14 protein-coding genes are annotated in these 18,853 nt (G+C 50.4%); 3 read left to right on the forward strand and 11 right to left on the reverse strand.

All coding sequences use genetic code 11. From position 1 onward, the window contains the following. Positions 1–243 precede the first annotated feature (243 nt). A complete protein-coding gene (locus HMPREF9069_RS03240) occupies positions 244–447 on the reverse strand; it encodes a cold-shock protein (RefSeq protein ID WP_021625714.1) in 204 nt (67 codons plus the stop codon). Between the two features lie 202 nt (positions 448–649). Between HMPREF9069_RS03240 and HMPREF9069_RS03245 the strand changes: the two genes are divergently transcribed. Further along, positions 650–2,128: a C69 family dipeptidase gene (locus HMPREF9069_RS03245; protein ID WP_021625716.1), complete on the forward strand. Its 1,479-nt coding sequence runs from the start codon at positions 650–652 to the stop codon at positions 2,126–2,128. A gap of 331 nt (positions 2,129–2,459) precedes the next feature. On the opposite strand, the gene HMPREF9069_RS03250 is transcribed toward HMPREF9069_RS03245, so the two are convergent. The 10 genes from HMPREF9069_RS03250 to gap all read right to left on the reverse strand — a co-directional run bounded on the left by HMPREF9069_RS03250 (position 2,460) and on the right by gap (position 16,458). After that, positions 2,460–3,797, reverse strand: a complete 1,338-nt coding sequence (locus tag HMPREF9069_RS03250) for a coiled-coil domain-containing protein (protein WP_156894151.1) — start codon at positions 3,795–3,797, stop codon at positions 2,460–2,462. 181 nt (positions 3,798–3,978) lie between these two features. Beyond that, the gene (locus tag HMPREF9069_RS03255) at positions 3,979–4,746 is read right to left on the reverse strand and encodes a prepilin peptidase (RefSeq protein WP_021625719.1); all 768 of its coding nucleotides are present in this window, start codon (positions 4,744–4,746) and stop codon (positions 3,979–3,981) included. Positions 4,747–4,777: 31 nt separating this feature from the next. Beyond that, on the reverse strand, positions 4,778–6,574 hold the full coding sequence (gene aspS, locus HMPREF9069_RS03260; RefSeq protein ID WP_021625720.1) for an aspartate--tRNA ligase: 1,797 nt from the start codon (positions 6,572–6,574) through the stop codon (positions 4,778–4,780). A 171-nt stretch (positions 6,575–6,745) separates the two neighbouring features. After that, positions 6,746–8,038 carry an ABC transporter permease gene (locus HMPREF9069_RS03265; protein WP_021625721.1) on the reverse strand — a complete coding sequence of 431 codons (1,293 nt, stop codon included), beginning with the start codon at positions 8,036–8,038 and terminating at the stop codon, positions 6,746–6,748. Positions 8,039–8,046: 8 nt separating this feature from the next. Next, complete coding sequence (locus HMPREF9069_RS03270) at positions 8,047–9,933, reverse strand: hypothetical protein (protein ID WP_021625722.1); 1,887 nt, start codon at positions 9,931–9,933, stop codon at positions 8,047–8,049. Next, entirely contained in the window at positions 9,930–10,868 is a 939-nt protein-coding gene (locus HMPREF9069_RS03275; protein WP_021625723.1) for an ABC transporter ATP-binding protein, read from the reverse strand. Before HMPREF9069_RS03275 ends, HMPREF9069_RS03270 begins: the two co-directional genes overlap by 4 nt. Continuing rightward, entirely contained in the window at positions 10,865–12,283 is a 1,419-nt protein-coding gene (locus tag HMPREF9069_RS03280; RefSeq protein ID WP_035438323.1) for an efflux RND transporter periplasmic adaptor subunit, read from the reverse strand. Before HMPREF9069_RS03280 ends, HMPREF9069_RS03275 begins: the two co-directional genes overlap by 4 nt. A 1,061-nt stretch (positions 12,284–13,344) precedes the next feature. Then, positions 13,345–14,109 (reverse strand): triose-phosphate isomerase, encoded by a 765-nt coding sequence (gene tpiA, locus HMPREF9069_RS03295; RefSeq protein ID WP_021625728.1) that lies wholly within the window; start codon positions 14,107–14,109, stop codon positions 13,345–13,347. Then, positions 14,102–15,295, reverse strand: a complete 1,194-nt coding sequence (locus tag HMPREF9069_RS03300; protein WP_035438327.1) for a phosphoglycerate kinase — start codon at positions 15,293–15,295, stop codon at positions 14,102–14,104. The genes tpiA and HMPREF9069_RS03300 overlap by 8 nt, the downstream gene beginning before the upstream one ends. Positions 15,296–15,432: 137 nt before the next feature. Next, entirely contained in the window at positions 15,433–16,458 is a 1,026-nt protein-coding gene (gene gap / locus HMPREF9069_RS03305) for a type I glyceraldehyde-3-phosphate dehydrogenase (RefSeq protein WP_021625730.1), read from the reverse strand. 282 nt (positions 16,459–16,740) lie between these two features. Between gap and rapZ the strand changes: the two genes are divergently transcribed. After that, the gene (gene rapZ / locus HMPREF9069_RS03310; protein ID WP_021625731.1) at positions 16,741–17,682 is read left to right on the forward strand and encodes an RNase adapter RapZ; all 942 of its coding nucleotides are present in this window, start codon (positions 16,741–16,743) and stop codon (positions 17,680–17,682) included. A gap of 19 nt (positions 17,683–17,701) precedes the next feature. Continuing rightward, positions 17,702–18,643, forward strand: a complete 942-nt coding sequence (whiA, locus tag HMPREF9069_RS03315) for a DNA-binding protein WhiA (RefSeq protein WP_021625732.1) — start codon at positions 17,702–17,704, stop codon at positions 18,641–18,643. Positions 18,644–18,853 lie beyond the last annotated feature (210 nt).

Raw genomic sequence — 18,853 nt, forward strand, 5'->3', positions numbered from 1 at the left:
ACCGCCGAAGAATGCCCAGGTAAAAATTGGCGCGAGGGCGCATATTGAACCCGATGCGGGTAAAAAGGTGCTTTTTGAACCGCCTGCAGGCGAAAGGGCACATTGTGAACCGTCTGAGAAAGACATACGAAACCGCCTGTGAAAGGCCCGAAATCGCCTCCGCAAGCATCTTCTACACAAAAAAGAGGAGTCCTTTCGGACTCCTCTCAAGCTTTTGCTTCAGCTGCTAAACGCAGCGGGAAACTATGCCTTGGTGACGTTGGAAGCCTGGAGCTTGCCATTCTGACCGGTGGTGATATCAAACTCGACAGCCTGACCCTCATCAAGAGTCTTGAAACCGTCCATCTTGATCTCGCTGTAGTGGACGAACAGGTCGTCGCCATCCTCGCGAGAGATGAAGCCGTAGCCCTTGTCGGGGTTGAACCACTTAACAGTACCCTGTGCCATGACGTGCCTTTCCTTCGTGCGCCTTTATGGCGCTATAAACGCTGCGCTTTTCGCGCGATACCATGTCGAGCAGATGTCCTGCGCGACACAAGGGTTATAGTACCTCAAAACAAGTATTTTTATGCCAACAATCCGCTGACGGCGCATATAGACTGCTAAATGCACACTATAACGTTTGCAGCTTTGGACAAAAGGAGGCAACATGTCCTGCACGACTTTGCTTGTAGGAAAAGCGGCGAGCTACGACGGCTCAACGCTCGTCGGACGCAATGAGGATTCTTGCAACGGCGAGTGGAATCCCAAAAAATTTGTCATTGTCAACCCCGAAGACCAACCTCGTCATTACCGCTCGGTCATCAGCCATGTGGAAGTAGAACTACCCGACAATCCCCTGCGTTACAGCTCAACCCCCGAAGCCATCGAGGGCGGTGGCATTTGGGCTGCCGCTGGTATTAACGATGCTAATGTCGCAATGAACGCTACAGAGACGATCACCACCAACGAGCTTGTACTTGCGGCTGACCCACTAGTGGAGCTCATCCCTGCCGTAGGCACCGAAGGTGAGGTTGATTACATTCCCGAGCTTGCAGGCGGTCTTGGTGAAGAAGATTTTGTTACCTGTGTGCTGCCTTATATCCGCAGTGCTCGAGAAGGTGTTGTCCGCCTTGGTGCTCTGCTTAGCGAATATGGCACCTACGAAATGAACGGCATTGCATTTTCAGACGCTAACGAGATTTGGTGGCTCGAAACTATCGGTGGTCACCATTGGATTGCTGTCCGTGTTCCCGACGATTGTGTCGTTACAATGCCCAATCAATTGGGTATCGACTTTTTTGATATGGAAGACGCCTTTGGAGAGGGTACGAATTTCCTTTGCAGTGAAGATTTACGCGAGTTTGTATCGGCAAATCACCTAGATCTTTCGCTGGATGGCCAGTTCAATCCCCGTTACGCTTTTGGGTCGCACTCCGATGCCGACCACGCATACAACACGCCACGTGCTTGGGATATGCAACACATACTTACACCTCACGGAGCATTGTGGGTAGGACCTGATGTTGAGTTTACCCCCGAAAGCGATGACATTCCTTGGGCAGTAAACCCCGAACGCAAACTCACCGTCGCCGATGTTAAAGATCTGCTTTCCCGCCACTATCAGGGCACACCATATGACCCGTACGGACGTGGAGGCGATCCCGCACAGCGCCGTATGTACCGCCCCATTGGCATCAACCGCACCAGTGAGCTGTCTATTTTGCAGCTTCGCGCTGACGGTCCCGAGGCCAGTCGTGCAATTCATTGGCTCGCATTTGGCTCTAATGTCTTCAACGCTATCGTTCCTCAGTTTGTGGGAGTCAGCAGAACACCTGAGTACTTCTCCAACACTAACTCTACGGTCAGTACTGAGTCTTTTTACTGGGCAAATCGTTTGATAGCCGCTATGGCCGATGCACACTTCTACGACTGCGTACCGCTTATCGAGCGCTATCAGCAAGCAGTGCCAGCCCGTGCTCTTGCACTGATTTACGAGGTCGAAGACGAAGCTGACGAACAGATCCGCGAGCAGACCAACGATGCAATTGCCAATGTCGTTCGCGAGGAAACCAACAAGTTGCTCGCAACTGTGTTGGATACCGCCAGCCTACACATGACCAACGGTTTCTCGCGTAACGACGGCTAACACCCTCATATTTGTGACACAAGGGCATACTTAGCTGTGTTTATATGCGCTTATATAGGTTCGCTTCTACAGAGTTCGCTTCTACAAAGTCTGCTTCTACAGATGGTTCATCCTTCGGACTTGCGAAAAAAATGACCTGCGCATTTGTGGTCGTTAACACCGAAGCTTGAACCATCTGTGGAGGTTGGGCAGAAGTTTGAACCATCTGTGGAGGTTGGGCAGAAGGTTGAACCATTTGCGGAGGTCGAGCAGCAGCTCGTACTATTTGCACGCCTGGGGCAATGACCATGCTGTTTGGGAAGCAGCGCACACGTAAATGGCAGCATTAACCTTAGCTCAAGACTATGTTGCCAGCCCAGCCCCAGCGCGGCGTCACTGTCTGACCATAGAACGAAATCCACTCATCAACGCTTTCGGTACGAATATAGCCAATGTTGTCCATCATCATACCGCCACCGATATAGATGCCAATATGGCCATAAATGCGACCCGCACGCGTATGGGGATGCGACGAGACGGCTACAATCATGCCTACTTTGAGGTTGGATTTACTAGAGCTGGTGCAATAGGCGTTATACATGTCACATGCATCGCCACCAATGTAGCCATAACCCGCGCGCTGGAACACCAGAGACACCCACATAGCACAGTAACCTGCACCAGGCGAACCAACGCTGTGGCAAGCATTCACAATAGCGGCCTGTGAGCCCGTAGAGGCTGAAGACTGACCGCCACCCTTAGAAATATGCGATCCCGCATTACTGCTACCAGGATTGCTGTTCGCAGCCGCTTTTCTTGCTGCTTCCTTCTCAGCCTGACGCGCCGCATTGTAGTCCATAATTTCGGCGTCGCGCTTCTTCATCAAGTCAGCAACTTCACCAGACAAACCATCGAGAGTTTTTTGCACCTCGTTTTGCTTTGCGCGCATATCCTCAAGCTGTTGCTTTTGAGTCTGGCTGAGTGCATCAAGGTCGGATTTCTGCTGCTCCAAGGACTTTTGCTGCTCTTGCAGCTTGGTTTTATCTTCCTCAAGTCCAGCCTTTTTGCGATCTAGTGTCTCTTTTGCCTCCTTGACATCCTCAATCATCGCCGCATCAGACTCACTGATTTTGTCGAGATAGTAAACGTTGGAAATAAGATCCTCAAAGGAAGCAGAGCTCATAAGTACTGACAAAAAGTCACGTCCACCAGACTTGTACGCACCCGCAACGCGAGCCGCGAGCACCTCTTTTTTGGAGTCAAGCTCAGCTTGGCGCTTAACAATGTCTTTTTGCGTATCGTCAATACGTTTTTGGGTATCGCTCACTTTTGTCTTGGTGTCATCAATTTGACGTGAAGTCTCTTCAATCTGGCTGAGCGTCGTAGACTGCTGCTGTGCCAACTCCTCAAACTCATCGCCGAGCATATCGAGCTGAGAATTCACTTGGTCATATTTTGCCTGCGCGTCATCCAGAGCATCCTGAGCTTCGTTGACCTTGGTCTTGTCCACAGCAAACGCTGCCGTGGGAAGCAGAGCCGTACCAATACCAGCACCTAGCAGCATACGCAGAGCATCACGACGAGTGAAGGTAGACTCACCCGACATATCAGCAGCATCATCTGCAGGGGTATTCATGCGGTCTGGGTTAAAAGAATAAGCGCCATTGCGCTTGTGCTTACGCGTTTCCAAGCCTACCTCCGTTTGTGCTGTATTTGCTTGGCATATGTAGCTACTCATGGTAGCACTACAGCAGTCGATGGGTAGCGTGCACCCAAAAACAGTCAATGGCAGCAGTTTATCCATTCGAGCAGCTTTTGATTCATTACAGGATGAGTTTTTAGCGAAAAACAATTCCGTACAAGCGATAAAACTAGCTAAAAAAGCTCATCATCCAAATCAAAAATTCGTCTCCTAGCAGGGCAATCACAAAGCACGATGCCGCAATGGCAGGGCCGAAGGGAAAGTCAGCTGTAGGCTTTGGGCTTATGGAGCATAAAAAGACAGCGACAGGCTTGTTTTTTCGCATTCCCCACACAAATGAGAAGCCAATACCCAAAATACACGCAATCAAAACAAGTGGGATACAGCGCTGCCAACCAAAATAAAACCCTGCCAAAGCAAAAAGTTTAAGGTCTCCCCCGCCCATACTGGGACGTCTCAACAGCAGGTCCATCAATAGCACAAGGACAAGCAATGGAGCAGCAACTATAGCTGCGTCAAGACAAGCCGTAGCGAGCACAGCAAAACTTACCCTACCTGCCAGCCCCTCGCCCAACAGATACAAGAGCCGAGCGAACATTGCGACAAGTAAAGACTCATTGGGAATGTAGTACGCCACAAGATCTGTCAGCGTCAATACCAGCAGGGCACTAACAAAAACAAGCAGTTCGAAAGCTTCACCCGTAAAGCCATAGCGCCACAAAAGCAGTAGATATAGCAAACTACATACCGCTCTCAATGTCACCATAGCAAACGTAGCGCCACCCAAAGCGTCTATCTTTTCTGCTGCCTCCACCGCACTGCGCCGATACGCGCTTGTCAATAAACTGCGTGCACAAAAAAGGAGCGGGCGCACCATAACAAAGCCCAGCACCAGTGCAAGCACAACCATCTGCACCCAAGCTAACGGCTCAGTCATAGAGCTTCCGCTCCTTCTTATATCGTACAAATTACTTTTGTAGCTCTTCTTCCTTAACCTTCGGTAAAACTTCCAGACCAAGCTCAGAAAGCTGGCGCTCACTCACAATGCTTGGAGCAGCACTCATGAGGTCAGACCCTGAAGTTGTCTTGGGGAAGGCCATAACCTCACGAATAGAATCGGCACCCGCAAGTAGCATGCACACACGATCGAGACCCAAAGCAAAACCGCCCATAGGAGGCGCACCAAAGGTCAAAGCTTCCATGAGGAAGCCAAACTGCTCGCGTGCACGCTCTTCGGTAAAGCCTAGCATCTTGAGAATACGCATCTGGAGCTTGGCATCATGAATACGCATGCCGCCACCGCCAGCTTCAAAACCATCCATTACAAAGTCAAAGGTATGTGAGCCAACAGACAAAGGGTCGCTATCTAGGCGTTCAATATCCTCTTCAAGGGGTTGAGTAAAGGGTTGATGCTCAGCAGCACAGACCTGACGATCCTCATCCCAATGAAAGAGCGGAAAATCGACAACCCAGAGGAAATCGTGACCCTCACGGGGGAGCTCCAATGCAGCTGCCATATGAGTACGGATGCCGCCCAAAATCTCATCGGCTTCTAGACGCTTGGTCGCTGCAAACAAAATCAAGTCACCAGCTACAACGTCCATCTCGGCCTTAAGCGCCATGATTTCCTCGTCCGAGAAAAATTTTGCAACTGGACTATTTACCGTGCCGTCAGGACGGAAGGCAACCCAAGCAAGACCTTTTGCACCAAAGCTCCGTGCAATGGGCTCGAGCTTGTCAATTTTGGAGCGTGCCCAAGAGCCTGCACCCTTGGCATTGATGCACTTAACGTACTCCCCTTCGGTATTTGCAGCAGATGAAAAGACTTTGAACTTACAGTTTGTAAAGATGCTTGTTACATCATGAATTTCCATGCCAAAACGAGTGTCAGGTTTGTCGGAGCCATACGTGTCCATAGCATCCCAATAAGAAATGCGGCGCATAGGCAGGGGCAAATCAACGCCCACCGCAGCGAGCGCATCATGCATCACTTCTTCAGCCAAGTCCATTACATCGTTTTGCTCGACAAAACTCATTTCAACATCAATTTGGGTAAATTCGGGCTGACGGTCAGCACGCAAATCTTCGTCACGGAAGCACTTTGCCACTTGGTAGTAGCGCTCAATGCCACCCACCATAAGCAGCTGCTTAAGCAGCTGCGGCGATTGAGGTAGCGCATAAAAGTGACCCGGCTGAGTACGACTAGGTACAAGAAAATCTCGAGCTCCCTCAGGCGTCGATTTGAAGAGCGCAGGTGTCTCAACCTCAACAAAATCATGCTTATGGAAAGCCTCACGAACCGCAAAGGCAAAGTCTGAACGCAAGCGCAGGTTTTTTGTCATTACAGGACGACGAATATCAAGGTAGCGGTAACGCAGACGAATGTCTTCAGCAGTATCGCCATCATCTTCAATGGGGAAAGGGGGCGTCTGTGAAGAATTCAGCACCAGCATCTCATCAACAAGAATCTCGATATCGCCAGTAGCGAGATTGGGATTTGCCATGATACCGCGACTACGCACAACACCACGCACCAAAACAGGCCACTCCAGACGAACCTTCTCAGCCACATGAAAAGGCACACCATCGGCGTGATCAGGATCAAAAGATATTTGCGTCAAACCCTCACGGTCACGCAAATCAATAAAAACCATGCCACCATGGTCTCGGCGGTGCCACACCCAGCCCGTAAGGGTAACCTGCTCGCCGATGTTCTCGCGACGTAACTCTCCACAGCTGTGAGTATGCATGCTAAATTTGCTCATCAAAATCCTCTCGTCTCTCGCGCCCCGTGCCGTACGGGCGCAGATCAGCAGACGGCCCTACAGTGTAGACTGCACTGCAAAACACGGACTCTCATGGTAGCAGCGTAGACACAGTAGAAGCGCGGCAAGTTTGTATTCCAACCCTACTCACAAAAATATATCCAGCAGACACTACTCATAACGGAGAGCATCGATGGGGTTCAAGCGAGCTGCTTTCATCGAAGGCATGATGCCAAAGACCACGCCCACAACCATGGAAAATGCCACCGCAACCAAGACTGCTGGTGCACTAATAACCACAGGCAGTCCCGCGAGTGCCGAAATCACATGCGACAAAATAAAGCCCACAATCACGCCAAACAAGCCACCAATGCCTGACAGCATGACCGCTTCAGTCAAAAATTGTATCAGGATGGTACGGCGACGCGCACCCAAGGCCTTCTTCAGTCCAATCTCGCGTGTACGCTCAGTAACCGAAACCAACATGATGTTCATAACACCAATACCACCAACAATGAGCGAAATCGAAGCAACGCCAATGAGCATGGCATTAGTGGAACTCGCCAACTGCTGCAGCTTTCGAGTCTGCTCGGTTACATCTACCGCTTGATAGCTAAGTCCGCCACCGCTACCGTTTTTCTCGTCTTTTTCCTTGGGGGTAGCTTGGGTATTGGCGCCAACTTTTTTGTTAAGCAGATCCGCAGCCTTCTTGCCCACCCTACCCATATCATCGGTCGATGCAGCACGTACTAAGGCAGACATGGGCACGTCGTACTTGGAAATAGTTGGCCACAGTGTATTGGGAATATAAATTACACCGCCACCCGTGTTGGCATACATGTAGTAATCAGATATGGTTTCGATGGTTGGCTCAAAATTCGATGTTGGGGCAACTACACCAGCAACTACAAAAGGCTCACCCGCAATATCAATTGTTTTACCCAACGGATTGACCCCATTAAAAGCTGCGCGCAACACTGATTTGTCAATCAAGCAAATACGCTGACCACTCATATCGTGAGCGGCAATACCGCGCCCTGCAATAATAGATAAGCCCGCCGTCTCGAGATAATCTTCGTCAATGCCCGCAATTGCAGTCGAGTCCAGCGAGGTATTGAGGAAATACACGTCGGGAGCATAGTTCAACTTGCGATAAAAAGACGCACGGGTGGCACCATCAATACCAGTAAGCTCCTGCTTGACATCCTCGTCGAGCATAGGAGTGCCCACAGGAAGATTATCAATACCATATTCCAGCGAATTGCCATCCAGAGTCGCTATAATCGCAACGGCATTCGTACCAGAACCTACGAGGTTGCGCTTGATCTGCTCGTTGGTGCCTTCAATAGTGGAGACAATCGAGATAATCGCCGCGATACCGATAATAATGCCAAGCATAGTAAGCAAACTACGAAGCTTGTGCGACCAAATGCCTCGAAGGGAAATGCGCAGATTTTCAATCATGGCTCCCCCTAAAAGTCCATGCTGGGGCTATCGACTTTTTTGGTCGGCGCGCCCTCAACTACATCTCGACCATAGGGGAATGCAATTTTGTCATCTTGAGTCAAACCATCCTTGACCTCAATGATGCTGCCCCAGTATATCTGTCCAATCTTTATGCTGCGACGTTCGAGCCTACCCTGCGGATTTGCAGCCATTACGTAGTAACCATCCTTATCATTTCGGATGTACATTTTGTCTAGGCTGATAATATCGCCCTCGTCTTCGTCCGTAGACTTCCTCGCATCGCAGCCCTCGCCCACCTCAAAACTCATAGAGGGGTCATCGAGTTCGGTGACTTCACAAGTTATCGGATAAAATGTATTGGATGGATTGCCCGAAGCATACTGTCCGCTTGGCGCAGGTACCGTACCAACTTTTTTGACATGAGCTATACCCGAAGCACCAGACTGATACGTATTGATGCGATAGGTATCACCTATCTGGATAGAGTTACGTGAAAGTTCATCAACATAAATCGTCACGCTATATGCTGCTTTACCCTGTACCGAAAGCAAGGTATCCCCTTTACGGATCTTTTTTGGGTTAGCAACCTTAGTCACCGTACCTGCAATTTTTGCCTGTACTTCACCCTTATCATTGATAAGTTCATCCTGTTGAACGGCGATACGTGCATCACGCACATTCAAACTTGCAGTTTCGACAGCCTTCTTTTGCTCGCGAATCATATTGTCGATTTCCTCGCGCGTATAAGACTGTTCCTCGGGCGCCTTACCACCGTCGTTATCGTCATCTTCCAGTGGTACTTCCTCAAAGCGCTCATAAACAAGGGGAGGCATAGAAACAAAAACGCCGCAGTTACGCACAACTTTGGGGTTTTTTTCTAGAGTCTTGCCATCCTTGCTAATAATGCCTGCGCCCGCACGCCAGTCAGCATATGCATCATTTTTTTGAGTGCCAGGCGTAGACTCATTGTTAGTATTTTCAGAAGCAGAACCCTCATCTGCACCTGCACTGTTATCTTCAGTACCCGTGCCAGTGCCCGTACCCGTGCCAGTGCCTGTGCCCGTACCTGTACCTGTACCTGTACCAGTGCCTGTACCAGTGCCCTCTTCAGTTTGGCTCGAACTATCAGCAGTCTCTGCAGGCAGCAAAGAACCTACCAAAACCCAGCTACCACAACGGACGGGTTTCTTGTCATCACCAATAGTAAAGAGACGCAACTCACAGGTTTTGTTTTGTTCTTTAAGCATCTTGAGAAAATCAGAGGTAATCACTGTGTCTGGCTTTACAAAGTAAAGTAAATCGTACAGGCTCGCACCACCTGTAGCCTCGACGTAGTACTCTACGTTTTTCCCTTCGGTAGCAGACTTACTCTTGGGAGTTAGCTTATCTACAAAAGGAAGCTCACCATGATCTATCCTTTTAACCCTTGGCTCCTCGCCGCCGCCACCGCCGCCACCCCCACCATCTTCGGGAGCAGGCGTCAAATTGGATACGCGTGCGAGCTCACGCTTTGCTCGACGAAGTTCGCTTTCGACAGCGCCTAGGCGTGCTTTGTGCGATAGCTTGGTGAGTTTAACCTGCGTCATATCAAAGGTTGCCAGCACATCGCCAACCTTAACTTTGCTCCCCTCCTTGACCTTGATGGATTCAAGAGGAGCCTCCAAAAGCTTGAGCGTCTGAACGTCACCCTGAGCGACTTGACCAGAGAGCGTACCGCCATCATCGACCATGCCATTGTTGATATTTGAGACAGGAAACACCTCAACGGGCTTGCGAGTAAAGTTACGAATAAGCAGGATGACGCCTACTATCAGCGCACAGATGAGTACCACAACGCCCGTGATGGTGAAAGCACGCTTTTGTTTTGTCATTGGTTGCAGTTTTCCGCTCATAGCGCACCATCCGCAAGTTGACCATCGACTATATGACAAATCCTCTGGGCATGATTGGCAATAGTAGGATCATGAGTAATCATCACAACAGCCATACCCGAGGCATTAAGTTCGGCAAAAAGTTCCATAACTTGCTTTCCCGAAACTGAATCCAGAGCTCCTGTTGGCTCATCAGCAAGCAACAGACGAGGATGCATCACAATGGCACGTGCAATAGCAACGCGCTGACACTGACCACCAGAAAGCTTGGTTGGTAAAAACTCTGCACGATCGGCAAGACCTACGCGTTCAAGCGCCTTGTAGGCTCGTTCGCGACGCTCCGCGCGGCCAATACCTGCATATATCATGGGTAGTGCAACATTTTCTACAGCAGTTTCGCGTGGCATCAAATTGAAATTTTGAAAGACAAAACCAATGGTACGATTGCGAAACTGCGCCTGCGCATCATCGCTGAGATTGGAAACGTCTGTGCCATCAAGCAAATACGTGCCCTTTGTTACCACGTCGAGACAGCCGATGATATTCATTAATGTAGACTTACCCGAGCCAGAAGGGCCCATAATAGCAACGTATTCACCATCATCTACCGTCAGATTGATATTGTGCAAGACGGGCACTTCCATCTCACCAATACCATATGTCTTAAAGACGTCACGAAGGTCAAGCAGATGCTTCCCCGATAACGTCAATGGCTCTGATGAAGTCTGCTTAATGCGCAAAGAATTGGTGTCTTCAAGGTCATCTGCCTGATTGTTGGCGTTAATAACCGGCAAATTTACGGGCAAAACCGCCTTTGTTGTTGGCGTCAAGTCACCCGTCTCAAGAGGCTTTAAAGCAGAACCGGGGGCTATGGTCGGCAAAGCTGAAAGCTTATGCGACTTATGGCTCTGATCGCCCGTTGCTAAAATGCGCGTTGAGAGATGTGCTGCACTCATTTGTCATCACCATCTGCCGCAGAACCAGCATAAGGCGTTACAGAAGGCTCTTCACTACCATTGCCGTTTTGCCCAGGGTTGTTTTGTCCGCCTCCTTGCTCAGAGCTACCACCAGAGCCCTGCCCATCACCCGGCTCAGGAATAACCATCTCGGTTGTTGTAGGAGCACCTTCTTTGCAATTATCAGCTGGCCACGCAATAAAATCGCTGTTGCTCAAGCCTTCACGTACCTGTACGGCTGCAAGCTCATCGTTCTTCTCACCAATCTTGATTTCTCGGCGAGTGAGTTTGCCTCCTTCGTGATCTGTGACCCACACAAAGGACTTGTCGCCTTCAGTCACAATCCAGCCCATATCAATCCAGATACCTTTGAGGTTGCCTGCCTGGCCCTGGTCGGGCTCAACCGTCACATGCTGACCAAGCATCAAGCCCTTTGAAACACTGAGGTTAACGTAAAAGCTGTACTTGGAAGCTTCGCCTCCATTACCGCCCTCCATGCCTTCATTTTTATTACTCGTTTGAGGCTTGGAATCAATGCTGCCAACCTTGCCCTTCCAAGTCTGGGTAGTGTCCACACGAGAACGCACGATAACTTCCATACCATTGGAAATAGAACCGATGCCCTGCTCATTTGCAACGGTTTTTACACGAAAATCACCATCAGCAAGAATGGTGATAAAAGCGCTGTCACCATTAGCTGATCCGCTGCCACCGTTGTCATCATTGCCCTCGTCTGCAGTAGGAGTTGCATCACCGTTATTCTGACCCGATCCAGAAATAACGTTCATATCGATTTTCTCAATGGTGCCGGAAATTTCAGCTTTGACCGAAGGATCTTTGATGCTTGCCCGAAGACGCTCAAGCTCGGCTGTTTTAGTTTTCTTGTCGTACTGAGCTTGAGCAATATCAGCCTGAAGCTGTCCAATTTGTGCAAGTGCATCAAGACGCTCATCACCCGAGGAATTATTTGCCTGCTTTTGGAGCTGACTAATTTGCTCACTACTATTTGCAATGGTCTGATCTAGACGGTCTATTTCAATCTGAGTTTTTTCAGCTGTGAGCTTGAGGGAAGTTGTGTCATAGCTAAAAAGCACCTGCCCTGCTTTGACATGATCGCCTACTTTGACAGAAACCTTGTCAAGAGTGCGCTCGTTGTCAAAACTTACCTTTTGTGATCCCGCTGATTCAACAACACCCGAATAACGTCCTATCTGGGCATTTGCTGTAGCAATATTGACATTTGCAACCGACTGCACATAGACTGCATCTCCTGGCGCGCTCGCACATGAGCGTATAACAAAAAATATCACCACCAACGCAAACACGACCGCTACCGCGATGATGGCAGCAAAGCGTTTACGTGGCAGGTTTTTAAAACCACCCAAACCATGGTTAGTAGTCTTTCCCAAATCCATGATGTGCCTCATTCTCCATACCCACATCTTCCCTGTTAGATGCTAAAGAGTCCTTGAGTTTGTGGCAAGGCTTTTGGTCGGTGAAAGTGTCTCAGTTTGCAATAAAAGGGCTGATATTAAGAAAAATTAATGTTAGCTTATGGTTCCTGCAAGCAATTTATTCAGCAGACGGAACACATTCCAGCTTGTACAGCCATGATTGTGTTATTGCACATGTTGTATATGTATGCACCATATGCAACATGCAGCAATCATCAACGTGCGCTGCTTGGTTCAGTGATATTCCATTCCAAATATGCTTTGCTTGCCTTCATCTGGGTTCACGATTCATCAGATTGAAAGAAATTAGGTTCCTAATTCATCACTGCCCAACGCCCTGTTGTCTTTTCGCTCAAAAATGAAAACGAACCTTTTCTAGACGGAATGGGGAACGATGAACCTTTTGCAGATGGGATGATAAACGGTGAACCATTTTGCTAGGGGATAAGGAAAGTGGGTCTTTTGGTTATGCATCTACGTGAGAATGCAAACGCCACACTTGGTTTCATGCTAGGTGACAAACGCCACACTTCATTTCACATCATGTGCCAAACGCCACGTTCTACTTCACTTTTTTTGCCAAAAGCCACGTTCTATTTCACGCACAAAAAATTTACCTGTGCAAACGTAAAGGCTGATGAAGAGATATGTGGCTTTTGACATTTTTTCTGAAACAGAATGTGGCGTTTGTGGCTTTTGGCAAGCAGAGCCGCTCTGCTTGAAAGAATCTGTGGCGTTTGGCAAGCAGAGCCATGCTGGATGAAACGCTTTGTGGCGTTTGGCAGGCAGGCGCTGCCGAAATAGGGAAATGGCTCATTTTGAGCAACTTTGAGCACGGGGCTTTATTGTCTGCCTGGGGTTATGAGGGCAAACCAGACACACATTTTTGCCTATATTCCAGATAGGCAAAAAGCCTCGCCGCACAAAGCAACGAGGCTTGGATATCACCATACAACACAGTACAAGCAAAACAAGCAGAGCTACTCGGCATTGCCAGATGCCAGATGCCAGTACAGCACTACTTACATTGCAGCCTTAACCATAGCGGCAAAGCTATCAGCCTTGAGAGATGCGCCGCCAACGAGCGCACCATCAACGTCCTGCTTCTCCAAGAAGCCAGCTACGTTATCGGGCTTTGCTGAACCACCATAGAGAATGCGGATGCCATCAGCGATTTCCTTGCCAAAAATCTCGGTCAAGGTCTCGCGGATTGCGCCACAGACTTCCTGAGCATCATCAGCGGTAGCAGTCTTGCCAGTGCCGATGGCCCAGATAGGCTCGTAAGCAATGACATACTTGGAGGGATCGGTAATCTCGAGACCCTCGGTGTCCTTTTTGATCTGGTCAACGACAAAGGCAACGTGGGTGCCAGCCTCGCGAATCTCAAGAGACTCACCACAACAGCTGATGGGCACAATATTGTGAGCCATCAGAGCCTTAGCTTTGCGGTTGATATCCTCATCGGTCTCGCCAAAGTAACCGCGACGCTCAGAGTGACCAATGATGCAGTAGGTAGCACCAACAGACTCCAGCATGTTGGGAGCGGTCTCGCCCGTGTAGGCGCCTTTCTCCTCCCAATAGACATTCTGTCCGCCGAGGGCAAAGGGAGCAGACTCGTGCTCAATGACCTCAGAAACACCCTTGAGGTCAACAGCAGGAGTGCAAACGACAACGTCCACGTCGCCAGTGCCACCCTCGAGCTCACGAGCAAGACCTTGCGCGAGGACAACGCCCTCGTTGTAGGTCATATTCATCTTCCAGTTGCCAGCAATCATCCTATTACGCATCAAGAAGCGCCTCCACTCCAGGAAGAGCCTTGCCCTCAACGAGTTCCATCGAGGCGCCGCCGCCCGTGGAAATCCAGCTCATCTTGTCAGCAAGGTTAAATTTGTTGATAGCGGCAACAGAGTCGCCACCACCGATGATAGATGTGCACTCAGAATCTGCGATTGCGCGGGCAACAGCCTCGGTACCCTTTGCAAACTGATCCATCTCAAAGACGCCCATGGGGCCATTCCAAAAGACGGTCTTTGCTGCCTTAACAGCATCGCAGTACAGCTCGATAGTCTTGGGACCAATATCCATACCCATGCGATCTTCGGGAATAGCATCAGAAGCAACAATTTCGCCCGTCGCATCTTCGCCAAAATGGTCGGCAACAACATTATCGATAGGAAGCAGAATCTTGCAGCCCTTGGCCTCGGCCTTCTCGAGCATCTTGGCTGCAGGCTCAACCCAATCGAGCTCCTTCAAAGAAGTGCCAACGGTCTTGTAACCCTTGGCAAGGAAGAAGGTATAAGCCATACCGCCACCGATGATGAGCGTATCAGCAGAGTCAATCAGGTGGTCAAGAACGCCAATCTTGGAGGAAACTTTAGATCCACCAACAATGGCAACAAAGGGACGCTCAGGATCGGCAAAGATGGAGGTCAGAGTATCGACCTCTTTTTCAAGCAGGAAGCCGGCAACGGCAGGCAGATAAGCAGCCGGACCAACAACGGAACCCTGTGCACGGTGGGCTGTACCAAAAGCATCGAGAACAAAGATGTCAGCGTAAGAGGCAAGCTTCTTTGCAACCTCAGGATCGTTCTTCTTCTCAGCCTTGAGGAAGCGAACATTCTCAAGAACGATGATGTCACCAGGTTTGACAGCTGCGCATGCTGCTGCAGCTTCATCGCCATAGGTATCAGCAACAAACTTGACATCAAAGCCCGTGAGCTCAGCAAGCTTGTCAGCTGCAGGCTTGAGCGAAAGCTCAGGCTCGGGACCGTCTCCCTTGGGGCGACCAAGGTGACTCATCAAAATAATACCAGCGCCCTGCTCCTTGAGATACTGAATGGTAGGAATAGCAGCGCGAACACGGGTGTCGTCAGTGACAACACCATCCTTTAGAGGCACGTTGAAGTCAACGCGCATCAGAACCTTCTTGCCCTTAACATCAATATCACGGACGGTCTTCTTGGTAAATGCCATAGATGCTCCTTTTTGTACTGGTGCGACTAAAGCCATGCAAGGGCTTGGACGCACGTCCAATATTTCCTCTTAAAAAAAGGGCGCGGAGCGGCCCGAAAGCTGCACCGCGCCCATTGCTACCAAGGGGAGCGCGTCGACTAGGCGACGAACTTCTCGAAGTACTTGATGGTGCGGACCATCTGGGAGGTATAGGAGTTCTCGTTGTCGTACCAAGAGGTAACCTGAACGAGGCTTTGGCCATTGCCAAGGTCCTGAACCATGGTCTGAGTAGCATCAAAAATGGAACCATGGGTCTCGCCAACGATATCGCGAGAAACGATGTCATCGGTGTTGTAAGCGAAGGTCTCGGGGATGGTCTCGGCATAAGCCTTCATAGCAGCGTTGACCTCGTCGACGGTGACGGTCTTGTCAACGACAGCGTAGAGGTTGGTGAGGGAGCCAGTGGGCGTCGGGACGCGCTGAGCTGCACCGATGAGCTTGCCGTTGAGCTCGGGGAGAACCAAGCCGATGGCCTTTGCGGCGCCCGTGGAGTTGGGGACGATGTTCTCGGAGCAAGCGCGGCTACGACGGAAGTTGCCCTTGCGCTGAGGACCATCAAGAGGCATCTGGTCGCCGGTGAAAGCGTGGATGGTGGTCATGATGCCCGAGACGATAGGTGCAAAGTCGTTGAGGCCCTTTGCCATAGGTGCGAGGCAGTTGGTGGTGCAAGAAGCTGCGGAGATGATGTTGTCATCAGCGGTCAGCTGCTCGTGGTTGACATTAAAGACGATGGTGGGAAGGTCATTGCCTGCAGGAGCAGAGATGACAACCTTCTTGGCGCCAGCGTTGATATGGGCCTGTGCCTTTGCCTTAGAGGTGTAGAAACCAGTGCACTCGAGGACAACGTCAACACCAAGCTCGCCCCAAGGAAGGTTGTTAGCGTCAGCCTCCTTGTAAATGGTGATCTTCTTGCCGTCGACGACAATAGCATCCTCAGTGGCCTCGACCTTGTGGTCGCGGCTGTAGTTGCCCTGCGTAGAGTCATACTTCAGCAGATACGCGAGCATGTCGGGAGAAGTGAGGTCGTTGATGGCGACGATCTCGGAGCCCTCGTGACCAAACATCTGACGGAAAGCCAGGCGGCCGATACGTCCAAAGCCGTTGATAGCAACCTTAACTGCCATGCTGTCTCCTTTCGCAAGGCCTCTTCAGAGCCTGTCCCTGAAACAAGACCTAGTCGAGTACTTTCTAAATTCTACCCAAAAAATGGAGTCTGAACCCATCGAAATAGCGAGTTCTTAGAAAAATTCAGTGGCTAGTATAAAAAACGGGCTTGTACGGTTACTAAATGTGGAATCAATCTCACATTACGCTGTTTTTCTCTACTCTGCAGACCTCTCATGCTGTTATGAGGTCGAGTGGGCCCATCTGCGCTAGGATTAGATAAGAGCTGCAAAGGAGGCGTCATGACAGCTAAAGACCGCGAAATGCGCAAAGCAGCCAAAGATGCTGCGGTGCCCGACGTTGCGATCATCACGGGCATGTCAGGGTCGGGGCGCACTCAAGCGATGCACGCTTTTGAGGATATGGGCTATTACTGTATCGACAATCTACCACCCGGACTAATTTTGCAACTCGCGCATATTGTGGGTATCAATTCTGCAACTGGTCGCCACTTAGCTGTAACATGCGACTTGCGTAGCCAGGGATTGTTTGAGGATCTTGCCGATGCGCTCAAGGAGCTTGCTGACCACGAAATCAGCTACAAAATAATCTTTCTGGATAGCTCAGACGAGGTACTCTGTCGCCGCTATGATGAGAATCGCCGCCGTCACCCTTTACAGATTTCTGGTGAGGGTATCGAAAGTGCAATTCGTCGTGAACGCACGCAGCTCCAAGAGGTCCGCAACCGCGCCGACCTTGTAATAGATACCAGTCGCATGCGCACCTCAACACTGCGCGGCCGTATCCGTCGTAGCTTCTCGCATGTAAGCGAGCAGCAGCTCATGGATGTGCATGTGTTTTCTTTTGGATTTAAGCATGGCTTGCCAACCGAGGCGGATTTGCTTATCGACGTGCGTTTTTTGCCCAATCCGTTTTATGACCCTGAGATGCGCAATCTCACAGGCAATGACGAACGTGTGGCAACTTATGTGCTCGATCACCCTGTAACACGCGAATTTACCAAGGCGTGGAAGCATCTACTGGATGTCGTAATGCCAGGTTATGTGGCTGAAGGCAAGCCAACTCTATCCATCGCAATTGGTTGCACTGGTGGCCAGCATCGAAGCGTCGCCATTGCCAACTATACTGCCGCCTATCTCAAGGAGCGCAAATACAACGTGACGCTCTCCCACCGTGATCTCAAGCTCGCCGTACCCCGCAAAGGCGAGTCCGACGCGCATTAGCGCACAGGCAGGCTAGCTCATGTCATTTACAGCTCAGGTCAAAGATGAACTTTCTCGCGTGGACGGCAGTTGTCCGGAATGCGCATATGCCGAGCTCTCGGCCATCATGCGCGTTTGCGGCACACTATCATTCCACGGATCAGGCAGCTGGTCGTTGCGCGTGGCCACCGAAACGGGTGCCGTTGCACGCACGATGATCCGTCTGTCACATGAATTGTTTGATCTGGAGACACCCCTCACGGTACGTCGCTCCAATCTGCACCGCGCGCATAACTTTTTAATTGAAATTCGCAATCAAGCAGAGCTGGAGGATGCGCTCATACAACTAGGTATTTTGCTGCCGGGACGCGGACTTGCATCAGGGATTCCGCCGGCACTCATCAAAAAGCGCTGCTGCCAGGAAGCATATTTGCGCGGAGCATTCATGGCGGGTGGTTTTGTGTCTGATCCACGAGGAGATTTCCATTTGGAAATTGCACTTTCAGGTGAGCGCCTAGCCGAAGAAGTACGTGAGCTAGCTGCTGGCTTGGGAGTTGATGCTCGTGTAAACCACAGACGCGGATCGTATGTGGTATATCTCAAAAGCTTTGAAGGCGTCGTATCAATGCTGCAAGCAATTGGCGCCAAGCGCTCTGCTTTGGCAGTGTCACAAGTACGCCAGGTAAAGACACTTAAAAACGACGTTAATCGTCGCGTAAATGCCGAGATTGCCAATCAAGCACGTTCCACAGGAGCCGCAGCTACACAGCAAGCCTTGGTAGATCGAGCAGAACGCGAAATTGGCCTTCGAGCTTTACCGCCCGCACTACGCGAGTTCTGCTTGTTAAGACGAATGCATCCCGAGCTGTCACTGGCGTCTTTGGGCAAACTCTGCAATCCACCAGTCGGCAAATCTGCCATGCATCACCGTGCCCTCCGTCTCGCCGCTTTCCTCGATGAGCACAGCCATAGGCAAAGCTAAGCCAATAAGGGCTTATCCGTAACGCAGAGGACATCCGCGATGCTCTGCTTGCCAAACGCCACAGACTGTTTCAATCAGGGCGCAGCTCTACGTGTCAAAAGCCACACATTCTTTCAATCGGCATGGTCCTGCTTGCCAGAAGCCACACATCATTTCAAGCAAAGCGGTTCTGCTTGCCAAACGCCACGTTCTGTTTCAGAAAAAATGTCA

Source organism: Atopobium sp. oral taxon 810 str. F0209 (assembly GCF_000466405.1).
GTDB lineage: Bacteria > Actinomycetota > Coriobacteriia > Coriobacteriales > Atopobiaceae > Olegusella.